The organism is Mycolicibacterium chlorophenolicum (genome assembly GCF_001044235.1).
GTDB classification, from domain to species: Bacteria; Actinomycetota; Actinomycetes; order Mycobacteriales; family Mycobacteriaceae; genus Mycobacterium; species Mycobacterium chlorophenolicum.
The window spans coordinates 23,163-43,676 of sequence record NZ_JYNL01000064.1 but is presented as its reverse complement, the minus strand read 5'-3'; the positions used below and the strand labels follow the sequence as shown (position 1 = coordinate 43,676).

General features: G+C 70.6%; 16 protein-coding genes. 5 read left to right on the top strand and 11 right to left on the bottom strand.

Annotated features, from left to right (window positions below):
* Positions 1–9 precede the first annotated feature (9 nt).
* Entirely contained in the window at positions 10–1,497 is a 1,488-nt protein-coding gene (locus MCHLDSM_RS22435) for a glutamate-cysteine ligase family protein (protein WP_048472082.1), read from the bottom strand.
* 103 nt (positions 1,498–1,600) lie between these two features.
* On the opposite strand from MCHLDSM_RS22435, the gene MCHLDSM_RS22430 reads away from it, so the two are divergent.
* Positions 1,601–2,737 (top strand): BTAD domain-containing putative transcriptional regulator, encoded by a 1,137-nt coding sequence (locus tag MCHLDSM_RS22430; protein ID WP_048472866.1) that lies wholly within the window; start codon positions 1,601–1,603, stop codon positions 2,735–2,737.
* A gap of 170 nt (positions 2,738–2,907) precedes the next feature.
* Here MCHLDSM_RS22430 and MCHLDSM_RS22425 read toward each other — a convergent pair whose 3' ends face one another.
* Positions 2,908–7,035, bottom strand: coding sequence for a serine/threonine-protein kinase (locus MCHLDSM_RS22425; protein ID WP_063840651.1), 4,128 nt, complete (start codon positions 7,033–7,035; stop codon positions 2,908–2,910).
* Between the two features lie 115 nt (positions 7,036–7,150).
* Entirely contained in the window at positions 7,151–7,897 is a 747-nt protein-coding gene (locus MCHLDSM_RS22420) for a class I SAM-dependent methyltransferase (protein WP_048472864.1), read from the bottom strand.
* A 76-nt stretch (positions 7,898–7,973) separates the two neighbouring features.
* Between MCHLDSM_RS22420 and glpK the strand changes: the two genes are divergently transcribed.
* Positions 7,974–9,491: a glycerol kinase GlpK gene (glpK, locus tag MCHLDSM_RS22415; protein WP_048472863.1), complete on the top strand. Its 1,518-nt coding sequence runs from the start codon at positions 7,974–7,976 to the stop codon at positions 9,489–9,491.
* Positions 9,492–9,539: 48 nt separating this feature from the next.
* On the opposite strand, the gene MCHLDSM_RS22410 is transcribed toward glpK, so the two are convergent.
* From MCHLDSM_RS22410 to MCHLDSM_RS22395, 4 genes are all read right to left on the bottom strand, one after another.
* Positions 9,540–11,159: a peptide chain release factor 3 gene (locus tag MCHLDSM_RS22410; protein ID WP_048472081.1), complete on the bottom strand. Its 1,620-nt coding sequence runs from the start codon at positions 11,157–11,159 to the stop codon at positions 9,540–9,542.
* Positions 11,160–11,204: 45 nt separating this feature from the next.
* Positions 11,205–12,077: an aldo/keto reductase gene (locus MCHLDSM_RS22405; protein WP_048472080.1), complete on the bottom strand. Its 873-nt coding sequence runs from the start codon at positions 12,075–12,077 to the stop codon at positions 11,205–11,207.
* Between the two features lie 72 nt (positions 12,078–12,149).
* Complete coding sequence (locus MCHLDSM_RS22400; RefSeq protein ID WP_048472079.1) at positions 12,150–12,854, bottom strand: PadR family transcriptional regulator; 705 nt, start codon at positions 12,852–12,854, stop codon at positions 12,150–12,152.
* An 86-nt stretch (positions 12,855–12,940) separates the two neighbouring features.
* Positions 12,941–13,477, bottom strand: a complete 537-nt coding sequence (locus MCHLDSM_RS22395; protein ID WP_048472078.1) for a PadR family transcriptional regulator — start codon at positions 13,475–13,477, stop codon at positions 12,941–12,943.
* Positions 13,478–13,568: 91 nt separating this feature from the next.
* On the opposite strand from MCHLDSM_RS22395, the gene MCHLDSM_RS22390 reads away from it, so the two are divergent.
* Positions 13,569–14,900 carry a carotenoid oxygenase family protein gene (locus MCHLDSM_RS22390; RefSeq protein WP_048472077.1) on the top strand — a complete coding sequence of 444 codons (1,332 nt, stop codon included), beginning with the start codon at positions 13,569–13,571 and terminating at the stop codon, positions 14,898–14,900.
* Here MCHLDSM_RS22390 and MCHLDSM_RS22385 read toward each other — a convergent pair whose 3' ends face one another.
* Positions 14,901–15,830: an AraC family transcriptional regulator gene (locus MCHLDSM_RS22385; RefSeq protein ID WP_048472076.1), complete on the bottom strand. Its 930-nt coding sequence runs from the start codon at positions 15,828–15,830 to the stop codon at positions 14,901–14,903.
* Positions 15,831–15,911: 81 nt separating this feature from the next.
* On the opposite strand from MCHLDSM_RS22385, the gene MCHLDSM_RS22380 reads away from it, so the two are divergent.
* Positions 15,912–16,379 (top strand): anthrone oxygenase family protein, encoded by a 468-nt coding sequence (locus tag MCHLDSM_RS22380; protein WP_048472075.1) that lies wholly within the window; start codon positions 15,912–15,914, stop codon positions 16,377–16,379.
* Between the two features lies 1 nt (position 16,380).
* On the opposite strand, the gene MCHLDSM_RS22375 is transcribed toward MCHLDSM_RS22380, so the two are convergent.
* On the bottom strand, positions 16,381–17,139 hold the full coding sequence (locus MCHLDSM_RS22375; protein WP_048472074.1) for an RDD family protein: 759 nt from the start codon (positions 17,137–17,139) through the stop codon (positions 16,381–16,383).
* Between the two features lie 27 nt (positions 17,140–17,166).
* Here MCHLDSM_RS22375 and MCHLDSM_RS22370 point away from each other — a divergent pair, with 27 nt between their 5' ends.
* Positions 17,167–18,159 (top strand): stage II sporulation protein M, encoded by a 993-nt coding sequence (locus MCHLDSM_RS22370; protein ID WP_048472073.1) that lies wholly within the window; start codon positions 17,167–17,169, stop codon positions 18,157–18,159.
* A 92-nt stretch (positions 18,160–18,251) separates the two neighbouring features.
* On the opposite strand, the gene MCHLDSM_RS22365 is transcribed toward MCHLDSM_RS22370, so the two are convergent.
* Positions 18,252–19,574 (bottom strand): DUF58 domain-containing protein, encoded by a 1,323-nt coding sequence (locus MCHLDSM_RS22365; RefSeq protein ID WP_048472072.1) that lies wholly within the window; start codon positions 19,572–19,574, stop codon positions 18,252–18,254.
* On the bottom strand, positions 19,571–20,494 hold the full coding sequence (locus MCHLDSM_RS22360) for an AAA family ATPase (RefSeq protein ID WP_231508079.1): 924 nt from the start codon (positions 20,492–20,494) through the stop codon (positions 19,571–19,573). The genes MCHLDSM_RS22365 and MCHLDSM_RS22360 overlap by 4 nt, the downstream gene beginning before the upstream one ends.
* Positions 20,495–20,514 lie beyond the last annotated feature (20 nt).

The following is a 20,514-nucleotide window of genomic DNA, read 5'->3' as shown; positions in this document are numbered from 1 at the left end:
GCGACGCCGTCACCCGGGGACGTCCCAGGTGTGCACCGGCTCGTTGGTGTGCATGTGCTCGCAGTACAGCCGCAGCATCTCGGCCAGCGCCGTCGGTCGGCTCATGCCCCGGGCCTGCAGTGCCGCCACCGCCGACGCCTGCCACACCGCACCGTTGCGGCCGGACTTCGCGCGGCCCTCGATCACCCCGAGGTAGCGGTCCCGCACCTCGGCCGAGACCTCCCACCGGCGCAGCCCCTCGTCGGCCATCGGCAGCAGCCGCCGCAGCACCAGCTCGTCGGGCGTCACCTCGCCCACCCCCGGCCAGTACAGCCGGGCGTCCATGCCCTGCTGTGCGGCCGACTCGAAATTCGACCGCGCCGCAGCGAAACTCAGCTTGGTCCACAGCGGCCTGTCCTCCTCGGACAGGGTGCGCAGCGCGCCGTAGTAGAACGCGGCGTTGGCCATCATGTCGACCACGGTCGGGCCGGCGGGCAGCACCCGGTTCTCCACCCGCAGATGCGGCCGGCCCCCGACCACGTCGTACACCGGCCGGTTCCAGCGGTAGATGGTGCCGTTGTGCAGTCGCAGCTCGGGCAGCGTCGGGGTGCGCCCGGCGGCGAGTTCGGCGACCGGGTCCTCGTCGGACAGCTCGGGCAGCAGCGACGGGAAGTACCGGACGTTCTCCTCGAACAGGTCGAAGATCGACGTGATCCACCGCTCCCCGAACCACACCCGGGGACGCACCCCCTGCGTCTTCAACTCGTCCGGACGGGTGTCGGTGGCCTGGGCGAACAATTCGATGCGGGTCTCGGCCCACAGGTGGTGACCGTAGAAGAACGGCGAGTTCGCGCCCAGCGCCAGCTGCGGGCCGGCGAGCACCTGGGCGGCGTTCCAGTTGTTCGCGAAGTCGCCCGGAGAGACCTGCAGATGCAATTGCATACTGGTGCAGGCGGATTCGGGCGCGATCGAGGCGGTCTGCAGGCTCAGCCGCTCGGGGCCGGCGATGTCGATGTCGATGTCCTCGCCGCGCGCGGTGAAGATCGAGTCGTTGAGTGCCTGGTAGCGCACCGACTCGCTCATCCAGTGGCCGGACAGATGCTGGGGCATCAGGGTGGGCAGGATCCCGATCATCACGATGTGCGAGCCGTCGGTGTTGGCCTTGGCCTCCGCGGCGTTGAGGCTGGTGCGGACCTCGGCCTCGAGGTCGAGCGCCGCGCGTCCGGGCAACCGGCGCGGCGGCACGTTGAACTCGATGTTGTAGGCACCCAATTCGGTCTGGTACGCCGGGTCGGCGATCGCGTCGAGTACCTCGGAGTTGTTCATCGCCGGCTGGTAGTCGCTGTCGACGAGGTTGCACTCGATCTCCATGCCCGTCAGCGGCTTCTCGAAGTCGAAGCTCGACTGCGCGAGCATCGTCTCGAAGACGTCGAGACACAACTGGACCTTGCGCCGGTACTCGCGCCGCTGCGCGCGAGTGAACTCGGTCTGCTTCAGTTCCTCGCCCACGACAGCCATTAGACGCCATCACCGGGCCGCGGGCGGGCAGGTTGCGCGGTACGGTCCCCGGCGCCGCCGGTAAGGTCACGATCATCACCGTGGGGGGAGGATGCAGCGGCCGATGGCGTCGAGTTCCACGTTTGCGCTGCTCGGACCCTTTCAGATGACGGTCGGGGACACTCCCGTCGCGCTGGGCACCCCCAAACAGCGGGCCGTGCTCGCCGCGCTGGTGCTGCACCGCAACCGGCCGGTGACCACCGATGCGCTGATCGACGCGGTCTGGGGGGAGGGGGCGCCGCCGGAGGCGCGGGCCAGCCTGCACGCCTACGTGTCGAACCTGCGGCGGCTCATGCGCACCGCGGGCGCCGACGAGCGGCGGCTGCTGGAGAAGGCGTCGCCCGGCTACCGGCTCACCGTCGCCGACGACGCCGTCGACCTGGGCCGGTTCGTGACCGCCCGGACCGCCGGGCTGGAGGCCGCCGCGGCGGGCCGCTTCGCCGAGGCGAGCCGGCACCTGTCGGTCGCACTCGCGCAGTGGCAGGGGGAGTTCCTCGAGGACCTCTCCGGCTTCGCGTTCGTCGAGACGCACGCCGTGGCTCTCACCGAGGACCGGATCTCCGCCCACACCGTGTGGGCGCAGGCCGAGATCGCATGCGGCCGCGCCGCGTCGGTCATCGGCGAGCTGGAGGACCTGGTCACGCGGCACCCCTACCGCGAACCGTTGTGGGAGCAGCTGATGAGCGCCTACTACCTGGAGCGGCGCCAATCCGACGCGCTCGACGCCTACCGGCGGGTCAAGACCGTGCTCGCCGACGATCTCGGCATCGACCCGGATCCCGTGCTGCAGGATCTGCACGAGCGGATCCTGCGCCAGGCGCCGCTCAACATCGAGGGCACGGCCCGCAAGACGGCCGCCGACACGATGATCGCGACGGTGAACCGGAGCGCGCTCCCCGCGACCAGCCGCCCGGCGCGGCTGCGGTCGGCCACCGGGACGTCGCATCACGTCGCCGACACCGTGACCCGCATCGGCCGCCAGTCCGACAACGACATCGTGCTGGCCGACCCCCGGGTCAGCCGGTACCACGCCGTCATCGTCGGCTCGGGACCCGGCCACGTGATCATCGACGCCGACTCGGCGAACGGTGTCGTCGTCGAAGGCAGGCGGATCGACGGCAGCACCGCGCTCACCGACGGCGACCGGATCACCATCGGTGACGGCGAGTTCGTCTTCGAGGTGGACGAGCCCGCCGGGTAGCCCGACGAGGTCCAAGAAATTTCCAAGGTCAACGAGTCAGGGTTGATCCACTCGCCGCGGACGACGGGAACCGGCCGACCGGGGGACGGAACGGCCCGGAAGCCTGGCGAGTGAGGTCGGTGATGCGAGGGGGCTCACCCGACCGCCGGTCAAGCCCAGGGACGTGGTGATCACGCTCCTGGGCTTGACCACCCCAGGAGGGAGCGGGCGTGCGCCACGTCGGGCAACGCGCAGTCCGCCGGCAGCCGGGCCAGCGCGTCGGCGAGGGCGTCGCGGGCGTCGTCGCCGCGCAGCACCACGTCGTCACAGGCGGCGCGCAGTTCGAACAGCGGCGCCCCCTGGTGACGCGCGAGCGCCACGGCGACGCCGAGATCCGCGGCCCTGGTGTCGGGATCGGTGTGGGTGCGCGCCCGGGCCCGGAGCAACTCGGCATCGAAGAAGTGCATGTCGGTCTCGTCGGCGATGCGCAGCGCGGTGTCGAGACGCGTCCGCGCCTCGCCGAGGCGGCCCGCCGCGATGAGCAATTGGCCGATCACACAGTCGTATTGGGTCTGGTAGGCGAACAGGCCCAGGGACCGCCAGAAGTCGGTGAACTGGGTGAGCAGGTCGATCTGGGTGTTCACCCGGTCCGGATCGACATGCTCGGCGCGCAGCGCGATGTCCGCCTCGACGGTGGCCTGACCGAGCGTGGAGCCCAGGGCGTGCCAGAAGTCGATGCCGTAGCGCTCGGCCCGCTCCACCATGTCGGTCACCACGGCGCGGGCCCGGTCGAGTTGGCCGCTCTCGCGGCGCATCCAGACCTCGAGGTGGCTCGCGTAGGCCTGGTTGTACGGGCCCCACGGGAACGCGAGTTCGTCACCGCGGTCCATCGCCTTGGCCATCGCCGCATCCGCGGCCGCCTGATCGCCGTGCAGGATGTGCCAGATCGACAGGTGCTCGTAGGCCAGCGCCACGATGTCCCACGGGATGAACCACAGCTCTTCCATGCTGTTCTGGCCCTCGTCGTCGAACCCGGCGCTGGCCTCCTCGAAAAGCGTTCGGGCACACTCGAACTCGCCGCGCAGGAACGTCACCATGCCCTGCACGCAGGCGATGGCCGGACTCCACAGCCGGCGCTGCTCGTCGGGCTTGGCCTGCATGGCGTCGGCCAGCTGGTGGGCCCGGCGCAGATCCGATTTGTTGATGTAGTAGCTGCTGACCGCCAGCAGCGTGCCGAACACCTGATCGTCGTGCAGATCGGAGCCCACGATCTGCAGACATCGCTCCAGATCGGCTGCCACCGAGGGGCTTTGGTAGCCCTCGGACGTCGAGGTGAGGAAGCCGCGCTCGAGCCGGGGTTCGATCTCGAGGCGGTCGCGGTCGCGGCCGGGCGGGCAGAGTTCGAGTTGCGTCAGCGACCGGGTCAGGTATTTGAGCGCCTCCTCGAGCGCGCCGCGCCGCCGCGCCTCGGCGGAGGCCTGCCGGTAGGCCGCCGAAGCATCGGCGTGTCGCTCGGCCTGCTCGTAATGCGCTGCCACCAAACGCCAGTCGGGCTCGCCGGCGGCACCGCTGACGAGCACGTCGGCGGTCTTGCCGTGCAGCGTGCGGCGCACGCTCGGCGGGGCCAGCTCCGCGGCCACCTCCCGCAGCAGGTCGTGCCGGAACTTCCACGCATCGCGTCCGTGCGGCTCGAAGACCTTGGCATCCTCGAGCTCGTCGATGACGTCGTCCACCGCGTCCTCGCTCAGCGATGACACGGCGACCAGCAGCGCGCGGTCCACATGCCGTCCGATCACCGCGGCCGCCTCCACCACCGGCACCACGTCGGGAACGGCCAGCAGCCGCGCGAACAGCGGCTCGTAGAGGGAGTCGGGCACGGTGGAGTGGTGGGCATCGGTGGCCGGATCCAGCCCGCTGACCACCTGCTCGATGTAGAACGGCACCCCGCCGCAGCGCTGCCGCACCGCCGCGCACTGTTCGGGCGGCACCCGGGGATCCAGCGCCAGCACCAGCTCGTCGGTCTGCTCGTCGGTCAGCGGCGACAGGTCGAACACCTTGGCCGGCCACCGGTCCGACAGCCAGTTGCCGTCGCGGCCCGTGATCACGGCCAGCAGCCGGCCCTCGGTGGCGCCCAGCAGGGCGCCCACCAGATCCAGCGTGGAGCCGTCGAACCAGTGCGCGTCCTCGGCGAGCAGCAGGCCCGGCGCGCTGCCGAACGCGGTCAGCAGATAGTTGGTCACCGCGGCGGCGATCAGCTCCTGCAGTTTGCGGCCCTCGGCCTTCGGGGGCTCGTATCCCAGCGAGGCGTCGAGGCCGAGAATCGGTGCCAGCAGCGGTATTTCGGTTTGGGGATCGAGCCCCAGGTCCGCCACCTCGGCCTCCATCAGCTGCAGACGGCGCACCGGCTCGGTGAGCCGGGTGATGCCGGCGCGCCGCTCCAGCAGCAGCCTGACCGGATGCAGACCGACATCGGCGTGCACCGGGGAGCCGACGAGTTCCAGGACGGTGCCGCCGTCGCGCTGCGCCAGTTCCGTGGCCGCGGCCGCGAGCCGGCTCTTGCCGATGCCCGCCTCGCCGCGCAGGACCACCGCCGGCACGGTCAGGGTGCCCGCCTTGGCCCGTCGCCAACTCTTGTCCAGCCGGGCGAACTCACGGTCGCGACCGACGAGCGGACCCATCGGCGTGAGCGTGGCGTACGCGCGCTCCCCGAGCACCCGGAACGGGTTGACGACCTCACTGGATCCCGGCATCGCCACCGACGGCAGCTTCTCGAGCTCGAAGGCGTTGCGGATCAACGGTTCCACCGAGTGCGACACCGCCACCCCGCCGGTGGGGGCGAGCGCCGACACCTCGGCGGCCTGTGTGACCGCCAGCCCGTAGACGTCGTCCTGGTCGCTGTCGAGGTAGACGGGGCCGCGGTGCACACCGATCCGGACGGCGACCGTCGCCGCGAACCGGCGCTGGGCCTGCTCGCTGAGTTGCTCGATGTCGCGGGCGATGTCGAGTCCGGCCTGCACTGCGCGGTGCACGTCGTCCTCGTGGGCGTTCGGATAGCCGAACACCACCAGCAGTCCGTCGGCCTTCGACGACGCGACATGGCCCTCGTAGCGAGCGGCGATCTGCCGGACCACGTCCCGGAACCGGCCGATCAGCAGCCGGTAGGTCTCGGGATCCACCCGCATCGCGAGATCCGTCGCGTCGACGACGTCGGCCGACACGATGGTCAGCCGGCGGATCTCGCCCCGGTCGGTGGGGACGCGCAGCAGGTCCTCGGCCTCGGGATTGCGGTGGTCGACGGCGAGCACCTGATCCGCCAGCGCGGAGGCGACGGCGCGGTCGCCGCGGTTGATCGCGGCGACGGCCCGGTCGAGCAGGTCGTCGATGGAGTCCCCGGTCCGGGACAGCGGCGCGTCGTCGGGCGGCGGCCCGAGCAGTGTCGCCGCCGACTCGCCGGGTGCGGACCCGTGGGCGGTGGTCGCTGCGGAGCTGTTGCGCGGGTGGCCGGCCGCGTCGCCCAGCGCGGCGCGGGCGGCCAGGGCGAGCTCCCACGCGCTCTGGTAGCGCTCGTCGGGATTCTTCGCCATGCCCTTGGCGACGACGGCGTCGAAGGCCACCGGGATGTACGGGTCGACCTGCGAGGGCAGCGGCGGGGGCGCGGTCAGATGCCCCATCATCTGTTCTTCGACACTGTGGCCGGTGAACGGCGTTGTCGCCGTGAGGCATTGGGCCAACACGCAGGCCAGCGAGTAGACGTCGGAGCGCGCGTCGCTGACGCCGTTGCGGAAGCGCTCGGGCGCCATGTAGGGCAGCGTGCCGACCAGGTGGGCGGAGTTGGTCAGACCCGTGTCCTGGGACGCGCGTGCCACCCCGAAGTCGATCAGATACGCGAAGTCGTAGCGGGCGATCAGGATGTTGGACGGCTTGACGTCGCGATGCACCAGCCCGGCCTGGTGCGCGGCGTCGAGGGCCATCGCGATCTGCTCCACGATCGCGACCGCACGTGCCGGCACCAGCGGCCCACCGTGCAGCAGCGTCTGCAGATCGTTGCCGTCGATGAGGCGCATGTCGACGTAGAGGCGCCCGTCGATCTCGCCGTAGTGGTGGATGGGCACGACGTGGGGCTCGTTGAGGCGCGCGGCCGCATGCGCCTCACGCCGGAACCGCTGCAGGTAGACCTCGTCGGAGGCCCACTGTTCGGGCAGCACCTTCAGCGCGACGACCCGGTCGGTTTCGGTGTCGTGGGCACGCCAGACCTCGCCCATGCCTCCGCGTCCGAGCACCTCGATCAATCGATAGCGCCCGAAGGGAGTCCCCTCCATCCAGCCTCCCCCGTGCAAATCCGGCAACCCCCTCTTTGTTTACAGGCTATTCGAAGTGTCTGCGCCACGATCGGTTTGGGTGCCGGGGCCCGCAGTCGGCACACTGTTTAGTTGCTCAAGCAAAGACTTCGGCGTCACGCCGGGCGATCAGCACCTGCGGGCTGGCCAGTCCGCCGCGCAACTCGACGCGGATCGCCGGGTCGGCGTGCGCGGCCAGGGCCCGCAGCGCCGACGGGCTGTACGCCCGCAGCGAGCTGATCACGCCGTCGTGCACGAACGGCAGGAACGGCGCCCACGGCAACATCGCCGCCAACCGGATCAGGTGCAGCGGCGCCGGCGGTCGGGGCAGGTCGATGATCAGCAGGGTGGCTGCGGCGCGGGTGCCCTCGGCGAGCACCCGCGCGGCCGCAGCCGGCGGCAGATGGTGGAACGACAGCGCGAACACCGCGAGATCGAACTCGCCGTCGGCGGCGTCCAGCGCCGTGGCGTCCATGTGCCGGACGGTGGCGCGGGGGTGCGAGCCGAGGTCACCCGCCGCGATCGCCGCGACGGACGTCGGTTCGATGTCGGTGACCGTCACCCGTGCGCTCGGGTGCCACTCGAGCAGCGTGCGGGACAGCGCGCCATGTCCCGCGCCGAGCTCCAGGATCCGCGGGTCGGCGACGTCGGCCACCGCGTCGAGCGCGATCTTCGCGAACTTCTCGTGATTGCCGAACACCTCGCCCGCCCAGTTCAGGGCGCGGATCACGCTGCGCTTGCGGGCCACGTCGGCGGGCGCGTCGGACTCGCGGTCGAGGTACTCCTGCCGGTCGGTCTGCAGCAACCGGTCCAGACACGATGCATCCGGCCCGCCACGGGGCATCCGGTCGATGTCGTCGTCGGTGATCACTGGCACACCCATGTGGTCCATCATGGACCTCTACCGAGAAGGAGCGCGCGTGGCCGATTTCGTCGCAGCCATCGACCAGGGCACCACCAGCACCCGGTGCATGATCTTCGACCACGACGGTGCCGAGGTGGGCCGTCATCAGCTCGAACACGAACAGATCCTGCCGAAGGCCGGCTGGGTGGAACACAACCCCGTCGAGATCTGGGAGCGCACCGGCTCGGTGCTGGCCACCGCGCTGAACTCGACCAACCTGTCGACCACCGACCTCGCGGCGCTGGGCATCACCAACCAGCGGGAGACGTCGCTGGTGTGGAACCGGCGAACGGGACGCCCGTACCACAACGCGATCGTCTGGCAGGACACCCGCACCGACCGCATCGCCTCGGCGCTCGACCGCGACGGCCGCGGCGACGTGATCCGGCGCAAGGCCGGGCTGCCGCCGGCCACCTACTTCGCCGGCGGCAAGGTCCAGTGGATCCTCGACAACGTCGACGGGGTGCGCGCGGACGCCGAGAAGGGCGACGCGATCTTCGGCACCACCGACACCTGGGTGCTGTGGAACCTGACCGGCGGGCACCGCGGCGGCGTGCACGTCACCGACGTCACCAACGCGAGCCGCACCATGCTGATGAACCTGGAGACCCTCGACTGGGACGACGAACTGCTGTCGTTCTTCGGCATTCCGCGCCAGATGCTGCCCGAGATCCGTCCGTCGTCGGTGACCGAACCCTTCGGCACGACGCTGGACACCGGGCCCGCCGACGGCCAGATCCCGATCACCGGCATCCTCGGCGACCAGCAGGCCGCGATGGTCGGCCAGGTGTGCCTCGCCCCGGGCGAGGCCAAGAACACCTACGGCACCGGCAACTTCCTGCTGCTCAACACCGGCGAGAAGATCGTCCGCTCCGACAACGGTCTGCTGACCACCGTCTGCTACCAGTTCGCCGACGCGAAACCCGTCTACGCGCTGGAGGGGTCGATCGCGGTGACCGGCTCGGCGGTGCAGTGGCTGCGCGACCAGCTGGGCATCATCAGCGGCGCCTCCCAGAGCGAGGCGCTGGCCCGTCAGGTGGAGGACAACGGCGGCGTCTACTTCGTGCCGGCGTTCTCCGGGCTGTTCGCGCCGTACTGGCGCTCGGACGCGCGCGGTGCGATCGTCGGGCTGTCCCGCTACAACACCAACGCCCACGTGGCCCGCGCGACGCTCGAGGCGATCTGCTACCAGAGCCGCGACGTCGTCGACGCAATGGAGGCGGACTCGGGGGTGCACCTTGAGGTGCTCAAGGTCGACGGCGGCATCACCGCCAACGACCTGTGCATGCAGATTCAGGCCGACGTGCTGGGTGTCGACGTGGTGCGGCCGGAGGTCGCCGAGACCACCGCGCTCGGCGCCGCCTACGCGGCCGGGCTGGGCGTGGGTTTCTGGGACGGCCCCGACGACCTGCGGGCCAACTGGCAGGAGGGCAGGCGCTGGTCACCGAACTGGTCCGACGAGCAGCGCGCCGAGGGTTACGCGGGCTGGCAGAAGGCCGTGCACCGCACCCTGGACTGGGTCGACGTCGAGTGATTTCGGTGTCGTTGGTCACCGTCTGCGTGTCCAACGACGCCCAAATCCCTAGTCCCCGGCGGCGACCAGTGACCGCAGGCTCACCGTCGGGTTCTCCCGGGCCACGTTCTCCAGGCGCCACTTTGTGGAGAACACCGCCAGCAGCGCGCCGTCGGTGCGGGTGAACACCTCCACCGACGCCAGCTTCTGCAGGGTCTCGGCGCCCTCGGGATCGCAGAGCCGGGCCACGGTGTACGGCAGCGGCTCGAGCGCGATCGGAGCGCTGAACTCGGCCGCCATCCGGTGGCTGGCCACCTCGAACTGCATCGGCCCCACCGCCGCCAGCACCGGGGCCTGATCGCCGCGGCGGTCCGAGCGCAGCACCTGGACCACGCCCTCCTGGTCGAGTTGCTCGATGCCCTTGCGGAACTGCTTGTGTTTGCTGGGATCGGTGCCGCGCGCGACCGCGAAGTGCTCCGGCGAGAAGCTCGGGATCGGCGGGTACTGCACGGCGACGTCGGCGTAGAGCGTGTCGCCGGGGCGCAGCGCCGCGGCGTTGGCCAGACCGATGACGTCGCCGGGCCACGCGGTGTCCAGCGTGGAGCGCTGCTGGCCGAACACCGACTGCGCGTACTTGGTGACGAACGGCTTGCCGGTGGAGGCGTGGGTCAGCACGTCGCCGCGTTCGAACGTGCCCGAGCAGACCCGGGCGTAGGCGATGCGGTCGCGGTGGGCGGAGTCCATGCCGGCCTGCACCTTGAACACGAACGCGCTGAACGGCGCGGTCGCGTCGCGGCGGTTGCCGTCGACGTCGAGCGCCCCGTTGGGCGGCGGTGCGAGTTCGGCCAGCACGTCGAGCAGCTGGTTGACGCCGAAGTTCAGCGCCGCCGAGGTGAACAGGACCGGGGTGGAGCTGCAGTCGCGGAACGTCTCCGGGTCGAAGTCGGCGTCGTCGGCGCTGAGCAGTTCGGACTCCTCGACCGCGGTGTCCCAGTCGATGCCGGCGGCCTCGTGGGCGGCGTCGGGCGCGATGTGTTCCTCCGGCGCGGCGGTGGCGCCACCCGCGGTGCGGGTGTAGCGGATGAACATGCCGGTGCGGCGGTCGAGCACACCCTTGAAGTCGCCGGCGATGCCGACCGGCCACGTCAGCGGCGTCGGCTTGAGCCCGATGCGCTCGGCGATCTCGTCCATCAGCTCGAGGGCGTGCCGGCCCGGACGGTCCCACTTGTTGATCACCGTGATGATCGGGATCCGGCGGTGCCGGCAGACCTGGAACAGCTTGAGCGTCTGCGGTTCCAGGCCCTTGGCGGCGTCGATCAGCATCACCGCGGAGTCGACCGCGGTGAGCACCCGGTAGGTGTCCTCGGAGAAGTCAGCGTGGCCGGGGGTGTCGAGCAGGTTGATCACGCAGCTGTTGCCGGCCTGCGTGGTGTACGGGAACTGCAGCGCGGTGGAGGTGATCGAGATGCCGCGGGCCTTCTCCATCTCCATCCAGTCCGAGACCGTCGAGCGCCGGCCCGCCTTGCCGTGGATGGCGCCGGCTTCGGTGATGGCCTTCGCGTGCAGCACCAGGGCCTCGGTGAGCGTGGACTTGCCGGCGTCGGGATGGCTGATGACGGCGAACGTGCGCCGCCGGCCCGCCTCGGCCGACAACAGGTCGGGTTTGGAGCCCGCGGTGGAGGTGGTCATGATGCTGCCGATTTTATTGCCGGGCCTGCCGAAACGAAGAATCGCTCACGCGGCGGCGTCGAGGGCCTGCTTCGTCTCCGCGTCGAGTTCGATGTCGGCGACGGCGGTGTTCTCCTCGAGGTGCGCCACCGACGACGTGCCCGGGATCAGCAGCACGTTGGGCGCCACGCTCAGCGTCCACGCCAGCGCGATCTGGGCCGGGGTGCGCCCGAGCTTCTCGGCCTCCGCGCGCACGGCCGGGTGTCCCAGCACCGGGTTCTCGGCGTTGAAGGCCGAGCCCAGCGGGAAGAACGGGACGAACGCGATCCCGCGCTCGCTGCACAGGTCCAGCACCGGCTGCGAGGTCCGGTCGACCAGGTTGTAGGCGTTCTGCACCGTCGCGATGTCGGTGCGCTCGAGCGCGATCTGCAGGTGCTCGACCGAGATGCTGCTGAGTCCGATGCCGTCGATCAGCCCTTCGTCGCGGGCGGCGATCATCGCGTCGAGCTGGCGGTCGAACAGCGCGCGGTCCACCGGGCCGACCGCGTTCGGGTCCCCGGAGTGGATGCGCAGGTTGACCGCGGCCAGCCGGTCGACGCCGAGGGTGGCGAGGTTCTGTTCGATGTCGGCGCGCAGCTCCTCGGGTTCCTGGGCCGGCGTCCAGTTGCCCTCGCCGTCACGGCGGGCGCCGACCTTGCTCACCAGCGCCAGATCGGCGGGGTAGGGGTGCAGCGCCTCACGGATCAGTTCGTTGGCGACATCCGGGCCGTAGAACTGGGCGGTGTCGATGTGGTTGATGCCGAGCTGCGGAACCCGCTGCAGCACCGCGATGGCCTGGTCGTGGTCGCGGGGCGGACCGAACACGCCGGGTCCGGGAAGCTGCATGGCGCCGAATCCGACGCGGCCGACGGTGTGGGTACCGAGCGCAAAACTCTCCATGCCTCCTATGTACACGGATCCGGCGCGGTTTCATCCCCGCGTGGGGAGAAACCGCGCCGGTCCTGGGGGAGGTCAGTCCTCGCCGAGGATCTGGTAGATCTCGCGGCGGGCGGTGTTGACGATCTCGACGATGCGCTGCTGCTGCTCACTGCTCGCGGCGTGCGCGGACTGCGCGACCGCGCCCATCAGCTGGCCGACAGCGCTGCGCAGACCCATCGCGGTGGGGTCGGCGCCCTCGGTGATCTCGTCCCACGGGGCGGTCTCGATCTTGGCGGCGGCGGCGCGCCCGTCCTCGGTCAGCTCGAAAAGCTTTTTGCTGCCCTCGGATTCGGTGGCCACCAGCAGGCCTTCGTCGACCAGCAGTTGCAGGGTGGGGTACACCGAACCGGGGCTCGGCTTCCACAGCTGCTGGCTGCGCTCGTCGATCTCCTGGATCATCTCGTAGCCGTGCATCGGCCGTTCGGTGAGCAGGGTGAGGATCGCCGCGCGCACGTCGCCGCGTCGGCCGCGGCCACCGCCGCGCCGTGCGCCGCCGCGTCCACCGGGGCCGAACCCGAAGCCCGGGCCGAAGCCGGGGCCGGGACCGAAGCCCGGGCCGAAACCGCCGAAGCCGGGGCCGAAGCCGGCCTGACCGCGGTGCTCGCGCAGATGGTCACGGAACTCACGCCGGGCGGCCCGGCGGTGTTCGTGCAGGGCGCGTCGCTCCTGGGGACCGAAACCGAAGCCGAAGCCACGCGCCTCGAAGGGATGTTCAGGGGGTGTGAAGGGGGTGTTCATGGTGTTGGTTCCTTACGTTGCGGAGGAAACGCCGATCGCGTTTCCGATACGTTGACGATATATCGGAAACTATCGTGATGCAACGCTTACTTCCGGCGGTCGTCCATCTTCGTGAGGACGTCGCGCGCCCACTCGCCCTGCATCGCGTTGAGCCGCAGGCCGTAATCGAGCGCGGCGAGGCCGAAGAACGCGTCGTCGTCGGCGTCCGGGGAGTCGGTCAGCCCCAGGGAGTCCCGCAGTGCGAGCAGCCGTGTGATCTCGGCCTGAGCGTGTTCGGCCGTGTGCTCCAGGTGCCGGCGCGCCTGCTCCTGGGGTATCTGACCGAGCAGGAAGAGTCGCAGCAGCGCGGCGCTGCGGAAAGGTGGGTCCGCGCTCGGGTCCGTCATCCAGCGGTGCAGCTCGGCGCGCCCGGCCGTCGTGATCCGGTAGACCTTGCGCCCGCGCGGGCCGATGTCGGTCACCTCGATCAGGCCGCCGTCGGCGAGCTTGTTCAGTTCGGAGTACAACTGGCTCTGGGTGGCCGGCCACACATTGGCCATCGAGTTCTCGAACAACTTGAGCAGGTCGTATCCACTGCCCGGGCGCTGGGCGAGCAGGCCTAGTGCCGCGATCCGAAGGCTCATGGCGGCATCGTAAGCGCTGACCTTCCACTAGTGGACTATCCCGACATAATCCACCATTGACATGTCACTTGTGGAATGTCAGGCTGACTCCATGACCGAGATCGAAACCGAGCAGCGCAACCTGCCCGGTGAAGGCGACTTCTTCCGCACCGGAAACTATGCACCCGTTCCTGCCGAACTCACCGAGTTCGATCTGCCCGTCCACGGCGCGATCCCGCCCGAACTCGACGGGTGGTACCTGCGCAACGGACCCAACCCCCGCGCCGGGACCGGGCACTGGTTCACCGGCGACGGCATGATCCACGGTGTGCGCATCGAAGGAGGATGCGCGGCCTGGTACCGCAACCGCTGGGTGCGCACCGACAGCTTCGACGACCCGTTCCCCCTCTACAACGGGGACGGCACGCGCAATCTGCACTCCAGCGTGGCCAACACGCACGTCGTCAACCACGCCGGCCGCACCCTCGCGCTCGTCGAATCCTCGCTGCCCTACGAGATCACCAACGATCTCGAGACGATCGGCGCGTACGACTTCGATGGCAAGCTCGTCGACGCGATGACCGCGCACCCCAAGATCTGTCCCAGCACAGGCGAATTGCACTTCTTCGGCTACGGCAACCTGTTCGAACCGTACGTCACCTATCACCGCGCCGACGCGTCCGGAGCGCTGGTGGTGGACCGGCCGCTCGACGTGCCGGCTCTGACGATGATGCACGACTTCGCGCTGACGGCCAATCATGTTGTCTTCATGGATCTTCCGATCGTGTTCAACGCCGAGGCCGCGATGAGTGGCGGGATGCCCTTCCGCTGGGACGACGACTACGGGGCGCGATTCGGAGTGATGCGCCGCGACGATCCGTTCGCCGAGGTGCGGTGGTTCGACATCGACCCGTGTTACATCTTCCACGTGGTCAACGCCCACGAATCGGGTGACGTGCTCACTGTGCAGGCCGTCCGCTATCCCGAATTGTGGCGCCGAGGCGCCGATTTCGGGCCGCAGGCCGTGATGTGGACCTATCAGATCGACCTGCGGCGCGGCACCGTCACCGAGTCGCAACTCGACGACCGCGCCGTGGAGTTCCCGCGGATCGACGACCGGCTCGCGACGCTGCCGGCCCGGTACTCGGTGTCGGTCGGCCAGGCCAGCCTGGTCCGCCACGACCTCGTCACCGGCGCGGCCGTCGAGCACACGTTCGGAACGGCCGCCTCACCCGGCGGGCCGGGGGAGGCGGTGTTCGTGCCGTCATCCGGGCCGGCCGACGAGACCAGCGGCTGGTATCTGGCCTACGTCTACGACTCCGCACGTGACGGCAGTGACCTGGTGATCCTCGACGCCTCGGACTTCAGCGGCCCGCCCGTCGCCAGAATCGCTCTGCCGCAACGGGTTCCCTACGGATTCCACGGGAACTGGATCCCGGCCTGATCACGTGTGCGCCCGTCGGTGCGTGTGCGGGCTGACGCCGTAGACGCGCTTGAACGCGGTGCTCAGCGCGAACGGGCTGCCGTAGCCGACCTGGCGCGCGACCGCGGCCACCGTCGCGCCTGAGCGCAGCAGGTCGGCGGCCAGCGCCAGCCGCCAGCCGGTTAGGAAGGCGATCGGGGGTTCGCCGACCAGGTCGGCGAACCGTCGCGCGAACGCGGCCCGCGAGCAGCCCACGGCTGCAGCCAGGCTCGCGACCGTCCACGGATGAGTCGGGTTGTGGTACATCAGCTTCAGGGCCGGTCCGACGAGCGCGTCCTGTTCGGCGTGCCACCACGTCGGTGCGGTGTCCCGGCGGTCGAACCACGCCCGCACCGCCGCGATCAGCAGCAGGTCGAGCAGCCGGTCCAGGTAGGCCTCCTGTCCCGGTCCGTCACGCCCGGCCTCGTCGGACAGCAGGCTGACCAGAGGGGTGTCCCATACGTCGGCGCGCAGCACCGCCACCGCGGGCAGCGCGTCGAGCAGGCGGGCGCCGACCGCGCTGTGCCCCTCGTAGGCGCCGATCACCGACCGGCAGGACCCGGCGGGGCTGTTGCCCCAGGTGCGCACGCCCAGCGACATCTCGAACCGCAGATCGTCGCCGGCGACCGTCGTGCAGCGTTGCCCCGGATGAATGACGATCATCGGCGGGGTGCGGGGGTCGTCGGCGTAGACGTAGTGGTCGGTGCCGCGCGTCAACGCGAGATCCCCGGCGTCCAGCCATACCGTGCGCCCGTCGGCGGCGACGAGAGCGGCCCGGCCGTGGGTCTGGCAGATGACGGTCAGTGGCGCCTCGTCGCGCACACTCATCGACCACGGCGGGTCCAGCCGCATCCGCAGCACGAACGCACCGCGCGCACGGACCCCATCGAGCAGTCCGGCCACAGCGTCCACACCCCGCAGCGTAGACGCTCGATGATGTTCTCGGCAGTCTCAGCGATGGATCGTCTCGCCGTCGTGGTCTTGACTCGAGGCATGAGTCCTCTCACCGCCCTCGCCTCCGCGTCGGCCCTCGCCAGCGCTGCGGCGGGCGGCATGATGCTCGTGTTCTCGACCTTCGTCATGCAGGGGCTGGACCGTGCCGGCCCGAGCGTGGCGATCGGCGCGATGCGGGGGATCAACGCCGAGGCGCAGACCAGTCCGGTGTTCCTCCTGGCCTTCTTCGGCGCCGCACTGCTGGCGGTGACGGTCGGTGTGCTGGCCGTGCTGCAGTGGCGGGCGCCCGGCAGTGGCTGGCTGGTGGCCGGTGCGGTGCTCGGCGTCGCCGGGGCGCTCGTCACCGTGGTCGCCAACGTGCCGCTCAACGACGGGCTCGACGCGGCCGACCCCTCCCCGGCGGTGTGGCAGACCTATCTGCAGAGCTGGGTCGCGTGGAACCACGTCCGCACCGTGACGGGCTTGGCCGCGGCGGTGCTGACCATGGTCGGGGTGGCGCAGCGCTGAGTCAGTACCGCGGCGCCAGCCGCTGTACCGTCCGGCGGTGCCGCTCGGCCAGGACGGCGGCGAGCACCAGCGCAGCCGGTGCCCCCGGCGGGGGCGGCGGGGAGATCTGCGCAACCACCTCACCGGTGATGCGGCCCGCCATCTCGTCGCGGACGCGGGGATCAAGCTGGTGCGCGCGGGTGAGGAATTGCCGTGCCAGCTCGGCACTTTCGGGCCGCAGCGCGGACAGCTCGAGAGCGCTCGCCCACCCCGCGAGCTGCGGCGGCATCGGCGGCGGCGGCGCCATCCGCGGGCCGCGTTCGCTGATCACCAGCGTCCCGGCGAAGATGTCGCCGATGCGCTTGCCCTTCGGGGAGAGCAGGCTGCAGATCACCGCGGGCCCGCCGGTGAGCATCCAGATCTCGAGCACCCCGGACAGCGCGCGGAACAGCGCCTGCCGGAACCGCTCCGGGCTGCCGTCGTCGGAGACAACCCGCAGGCCCATCGCCATCTTGCCCAGCGTCCGCCCCCGGGTGGCGGTCTCGAAGATCAGCGGATACCCCACCAGCGCCAGCACCGTGAACACGACCAGCACCGCGTCGGAGAACGCGGAGTTCATCTCGGAGAGCGTCATCGCCCACAGCACCACACCCAGCACGTAGGCGACGAACACCACGATGACGTCGATCAACGACGACAGCGCGCGCACCGGCAACTGGGCGATCTGGATGTCGAGGACGACCGCGTCACCGGTCACCACCGGTTGCTGCGGACTGACCATGCCCGCCACGGTACTAAAATCGCCCCGATGGATGTCGACGCGTTCGTGCTGGCGCACCGGCCGGCCTGGGACCGCCTCGACCATCTGGTCAAGAAGCGCAGGCGACTGTCCGGCGCCGAGGCCGACGAGCTGGTCGACCTCTATCAGCGGGTGTCGACCCACCTGTCGATGGTGCGGTCGTCCTCGACCGACGCGGTACTCGTCGGCAAGCTGTCGAGTCTGGTGGCGCGCGCGCGTTCGGTGGTCACCGGCGCCCATGCGCCGCTGTGGCGGGAGTTCGTCCGGTTCTGGACGGTGTCGTTCCCCGTGGTGGCCTACCGGTCGTGGCGGTGGTGGCTGGGGACGGCGGCGGCGTTCTTCCTCGTGTCGGTGGCGCTCGCGGTATGGGTGGCGGCGACCCCCGAGGTACAGGCGACGATCGGCACGCCGAGCGAGTTGGAGCAGCTGGTCAACAGCGAATTCGCCTCGTACTACAGCGAACACCCGGCGGCGTCGTTCGCGTTCAGCGTCTGGACCAACAACGCGTGGATCGCCGCGCAGTGCGTGGTGTCGGCCATCCTGCTGGGGCTCCCGATCCCCTACATCCTGTTCCAGAACGCGTTGAACTTCGGGGTCCTGGCCGGGGTGATGTTCGGGGCGGGCCGCGGCGACGTGTTCCTCGGGTTGATCACCCCGCACGGGCTCATCGAGCTGACGGCGGTGTTCCTGGCCGCGGCGGCGGGGATGCGGCTGGGCTGGTCGGTGGTCTCGCCGGGGGACCGGCCGCGCGGGCAGGTGCTCGCCGAGCAGGGCCGCGCCGTGATCTCGGTGGCCATCGGACTGGTCGCGGTGCTCGCGGTCGCGGGCCTGATCGAGGCGTTCGTCACGCCGTCGCCGCTGCCGACGTTCGTGCGGATCGCCATCGGGGTGGCCGCCGAGCTCGCGTTCCTGGGATACGTGGTGTACTTCGGCCGCCGCGCTGTCCGACGCGGCGAGACCGGCGACATCGACAACGCCCCGGACTACGCGCCGACGGGCTGAGTTCTCTTGCGCGAGTCACACCTGCACACCTTTTGCACGAGAAGTGCGAGTGCGGAGGTGCAGAACGTGCGCAGGTGAGGAAGTTGGGGCCCCTACAGGCGGCCGGTGGCCTTCATCGCCAGGTAGTGGTCGGCCAGGGCGGGCGCCAGGTCCTCCGGTGGCGCGTCGACCACGTCGACGCCGTGGCGGCGCAGGCGCGAGGCTACGTCGCGGCGGTCGCCTCGGGCGCGCTCGGCCGCGGCGGCGTCGTACACCTCGACCGCATCCGCGCGGCCCGCGGCGAGCGCGTCGACCCGTGGGTCCGACACCGCCGCCAGCAGCACCTGATGCTTGGCCGTCAACTGCGGCAGCACCGCCATCAGCCCCTCGTCGATCGCCGTGCCGTTCAGATCGGTCAGCAGCACCACCAGGGCCCGACGCCGGACCCGCCGCAGCACCGCGGCGACCATCGCGCGCGCATCCGACTCCACGAGCGCAGGCTCCAGCGGCGCCATCGCATCGACCAGCAGCGCAAGCAGTTCCGTGCGGGAGGCGTTGAACACCCCCGCCCGCGTCACCCGGTCGTGGGCGAGGAAGTCGACGTGATCGCCGGCGCGGGCGGCCAGCGCGGCCAGCAGCAGCGCCGCGTCCATCGACCAGTCCAGCCGCGGCCAGCCGGCCGGTCCGCCGGCCGTCGGGTCCACGCCCACCCGGCCCGCCGAGGTGCGTCCGGTGTCCAGCACGATGACCACCCGCCGGTCCCGCTCCGGCCGCCACGTCCGCACCACCACATCGGCGCGGCGGGCGGTGGCCCGCCAGTCGATCGAGCGGATGTCGTCGCCGATGACGTACTCGCGCAAGGAGTCGAACTCGGTGCCCTGCCCGCGGATCAGCGCGGGCGTCGCACCCTCGAGTTCGCGCAGCCGCGCCAGCCGCGACGGCAGATGCTTGCGCGACAGGAACGGGGGCAGGATCCGCAGAGACCCGGCGACCTGGTGCGAGCCCTGCCGGCCTGCCAGGCCCAGCGGGCCGACCGAGCGGGCGGTCACCGGCCCCGCCACCTGATCGCCGCGCCGCACCGGAGTCAGCCGCGTGCTTACCTGAACCCGTTGTCCCGCAGCGAGATCCACCGGATGCAGCCGTGGCGTCGCACTCGCGCTGGGCGCCCACGCATCACGGACCACACCGCGGAAGCGGGAGCGACCGCTGTTGGTGACGGTCAGCACCGCGTCGACGGGTTGACCCAGCCGGGCCGAGGTGGGGCCGCCGCGCGCGAACCCCAGCGCACGGGGGTTGCCCGCCAGCACCGCATCGATCACCACCGCCGCGGCCAGCAGAGCCAGCAGCACTACGAAAGTGATTGCCGGACTGGGGGAGAGCGCGATCGGCAGCGCGCAGATCAGCGCGATGACACCGGTGCGCCCGGTCAGGATCACCAGCGGGGCACCGGTACGGCCGCGAGGATCCCGTCGAGCACACCGTCGGCGGATGCGCCCTCCAGTTCGGCCTCGGGACGCAGCGCCACCCGGTGGCGCAGCGTCGGCCGGGCCATCGCCTTGACGTCGTCGGGGGTGACGTAGGTGCGCCCGGACAGCCACGCCCAGGTGCGTGCCGTCGACAGCAGGGCCGTCGCGCCGCGGGGTGACACCCCGAGTTGCAGCGACGGGGAATGCCTTGTGGCGCCGACGATGTCGACGATGTAGCCGAGGATCTCCTCACCGGCGAGCACCTGCCCGACGGCTTCGCGGCCCGCTGCCAGCTCCGCCGGCCCGGCCACCGGCTGCACCGCGGACAGATTGCGCGGATCGAACCCGCGGGCGTGCCGGTCGAGGATCGCGATCTCCTGATCGCGCGGGGGCAGCGGCACGTCGAGCTTCAGCAGGAACCGGTCCAGCTGCGCCTCCGGCAACTGGTAGGTGCCCTCGTACTCGATGGGATTCTGGGTGGCCGCGACGATGAACGGATCGGGCAGCGGACGCGGTTCGCCCTCGACGCTGACCTGCCGCTCCTCCATGGCCTCCAGCAGTGCCGCCTGCGTCTTGGGTGGCGTGCGGTTGATCTCGTCGGCGAGAAGCAGATTGGTGAACACGGGCCCGGCGCGGAAGGTGAACTCCGCGGTGCGCGCGTCGTACACCAGCGAACCCGTGACGTCGCCGGGCATCAGGTCGGGCGTGAACTGCACCCGCTTGAACTCGAGCTGCAGTGCCGCGGCGAGCGTGCGCACCAACAGCGTCTTCGCGACGCCGGGCACACCCTCGAGCAGGACGTGCCCGCGGCACAGCAGCGCCACCACCAGTCCACTGACCACCGCGTCCTGGCCGACCACGACCTTGGCGATCTCGGTGCGCAGGGCCATCAGCGCGGTGCGCGCGCCTT

What these genes read in the sequence shown, in the direction of transcription:
- MCHLDSM_RS22380 (WP_048472075.1), top strand. Translation starts at nt 15,912, where the DNA reads ATGAGTCCTCTCACCGCCCTCGCCTCCGCGTCGGCCCTCGCCAGCGCT.
- MCHLDSM_RS22375 (WP_048472074.1), bottom strand. Translation starts at nt 17,139, where the DNA reads ATGGTCAGTCCGCAGCAACCGGTGGTGACCGGTGACGCGGTCGTCCTC.
- MCHLDSM_RS22410 (WP_048472081.1), bottom strand. Translation starts at nt 11,159, where the DNA reads ATGACCACCTCCACCGCGGGCTCCAAACCCGACCTGTTGTCGGCCGAG.
- MCHLDSM_RS22395 (WP_048472078.1), bottom strand. Translation starts at nt 13,477, where the DNA reads ATGAGCCTTCGGATCGCGGCACTAGGCCTGCTCGCCCAGCGCCCGGGC.
- MCHLDSM_RS22435 (WP_048472082.1), bottom strand. Translation starts at nt 1,497, where the DNA reads ATGGCTGTCGTGGGCGAGGAACTGAAGCAGACCGAGTTCACTCGCGCG.
- MCHLDSM_RS22425 (WP_063840651.1), bottom strand. Translation starts at nt 7,035, where the DNA reads ATGGAGGGGACTCCCTTCGGGCGCTATCGATTGATCGAGGTGCTCGGA.
- MCHLDSM_RS22400 (WP_048472079.1), bottom strand. Translation starts at nt 12,854, where the DNA reads ATGAACACCCCCTTCACACCCCCTGAACATCCCTTCGAGGCGCGTGGC.
- MCHLDSM_RS22430 (WP_048472866.1), top strand. Translation starts at nt 1,601, where the DNA reads ATGGCGTCGAGTTCCACGTTTGCGCTGCTCGGACCCTTTCAGATGACG.
- MCHLDSM_RS22360 (WP_231508079.1), bottom strand. Translation starts at nt 20,494, where the DNA reads ATGGCCCTGCGCACCGAGATCGCCAAGGTCGTGGTCGGCCAGGACGCG.
- MCHLDSM_RS22405 (WP_048472080.1), bottom strand. Translation starts at nt 12,077, where the DNA reads ATGGAGAGTTTTGCGCTCGGTACCCACACCGTCGGCCGCGTCGGATTC.
- MCHLDSM_RS22420 (WP_048472864.1), bottom strand. Translation starts at nt 7,897, where the DNA reads ATGCCCCGTGGCGGGCCGGATGCATCGTGTCTGGACCGGTTGCTGCAG.
- MCHLDSM_RS22390 (WP_048472077.1), top strand. Translation starts at nt 13,569, where the DNA reads ATGACCGAGATCGAAACCGAGCAGCGCAACCTGCCCGGTGAAGGCGAC.
- MCHLDSM_RS22370 (WP_048472073.1), top strand. Translation starts at nt 17,167, where the DNA reads ATGGATGTCGACGCGTTCGTGCTGGCGCACCGGCCGGCCTGGGACCGC.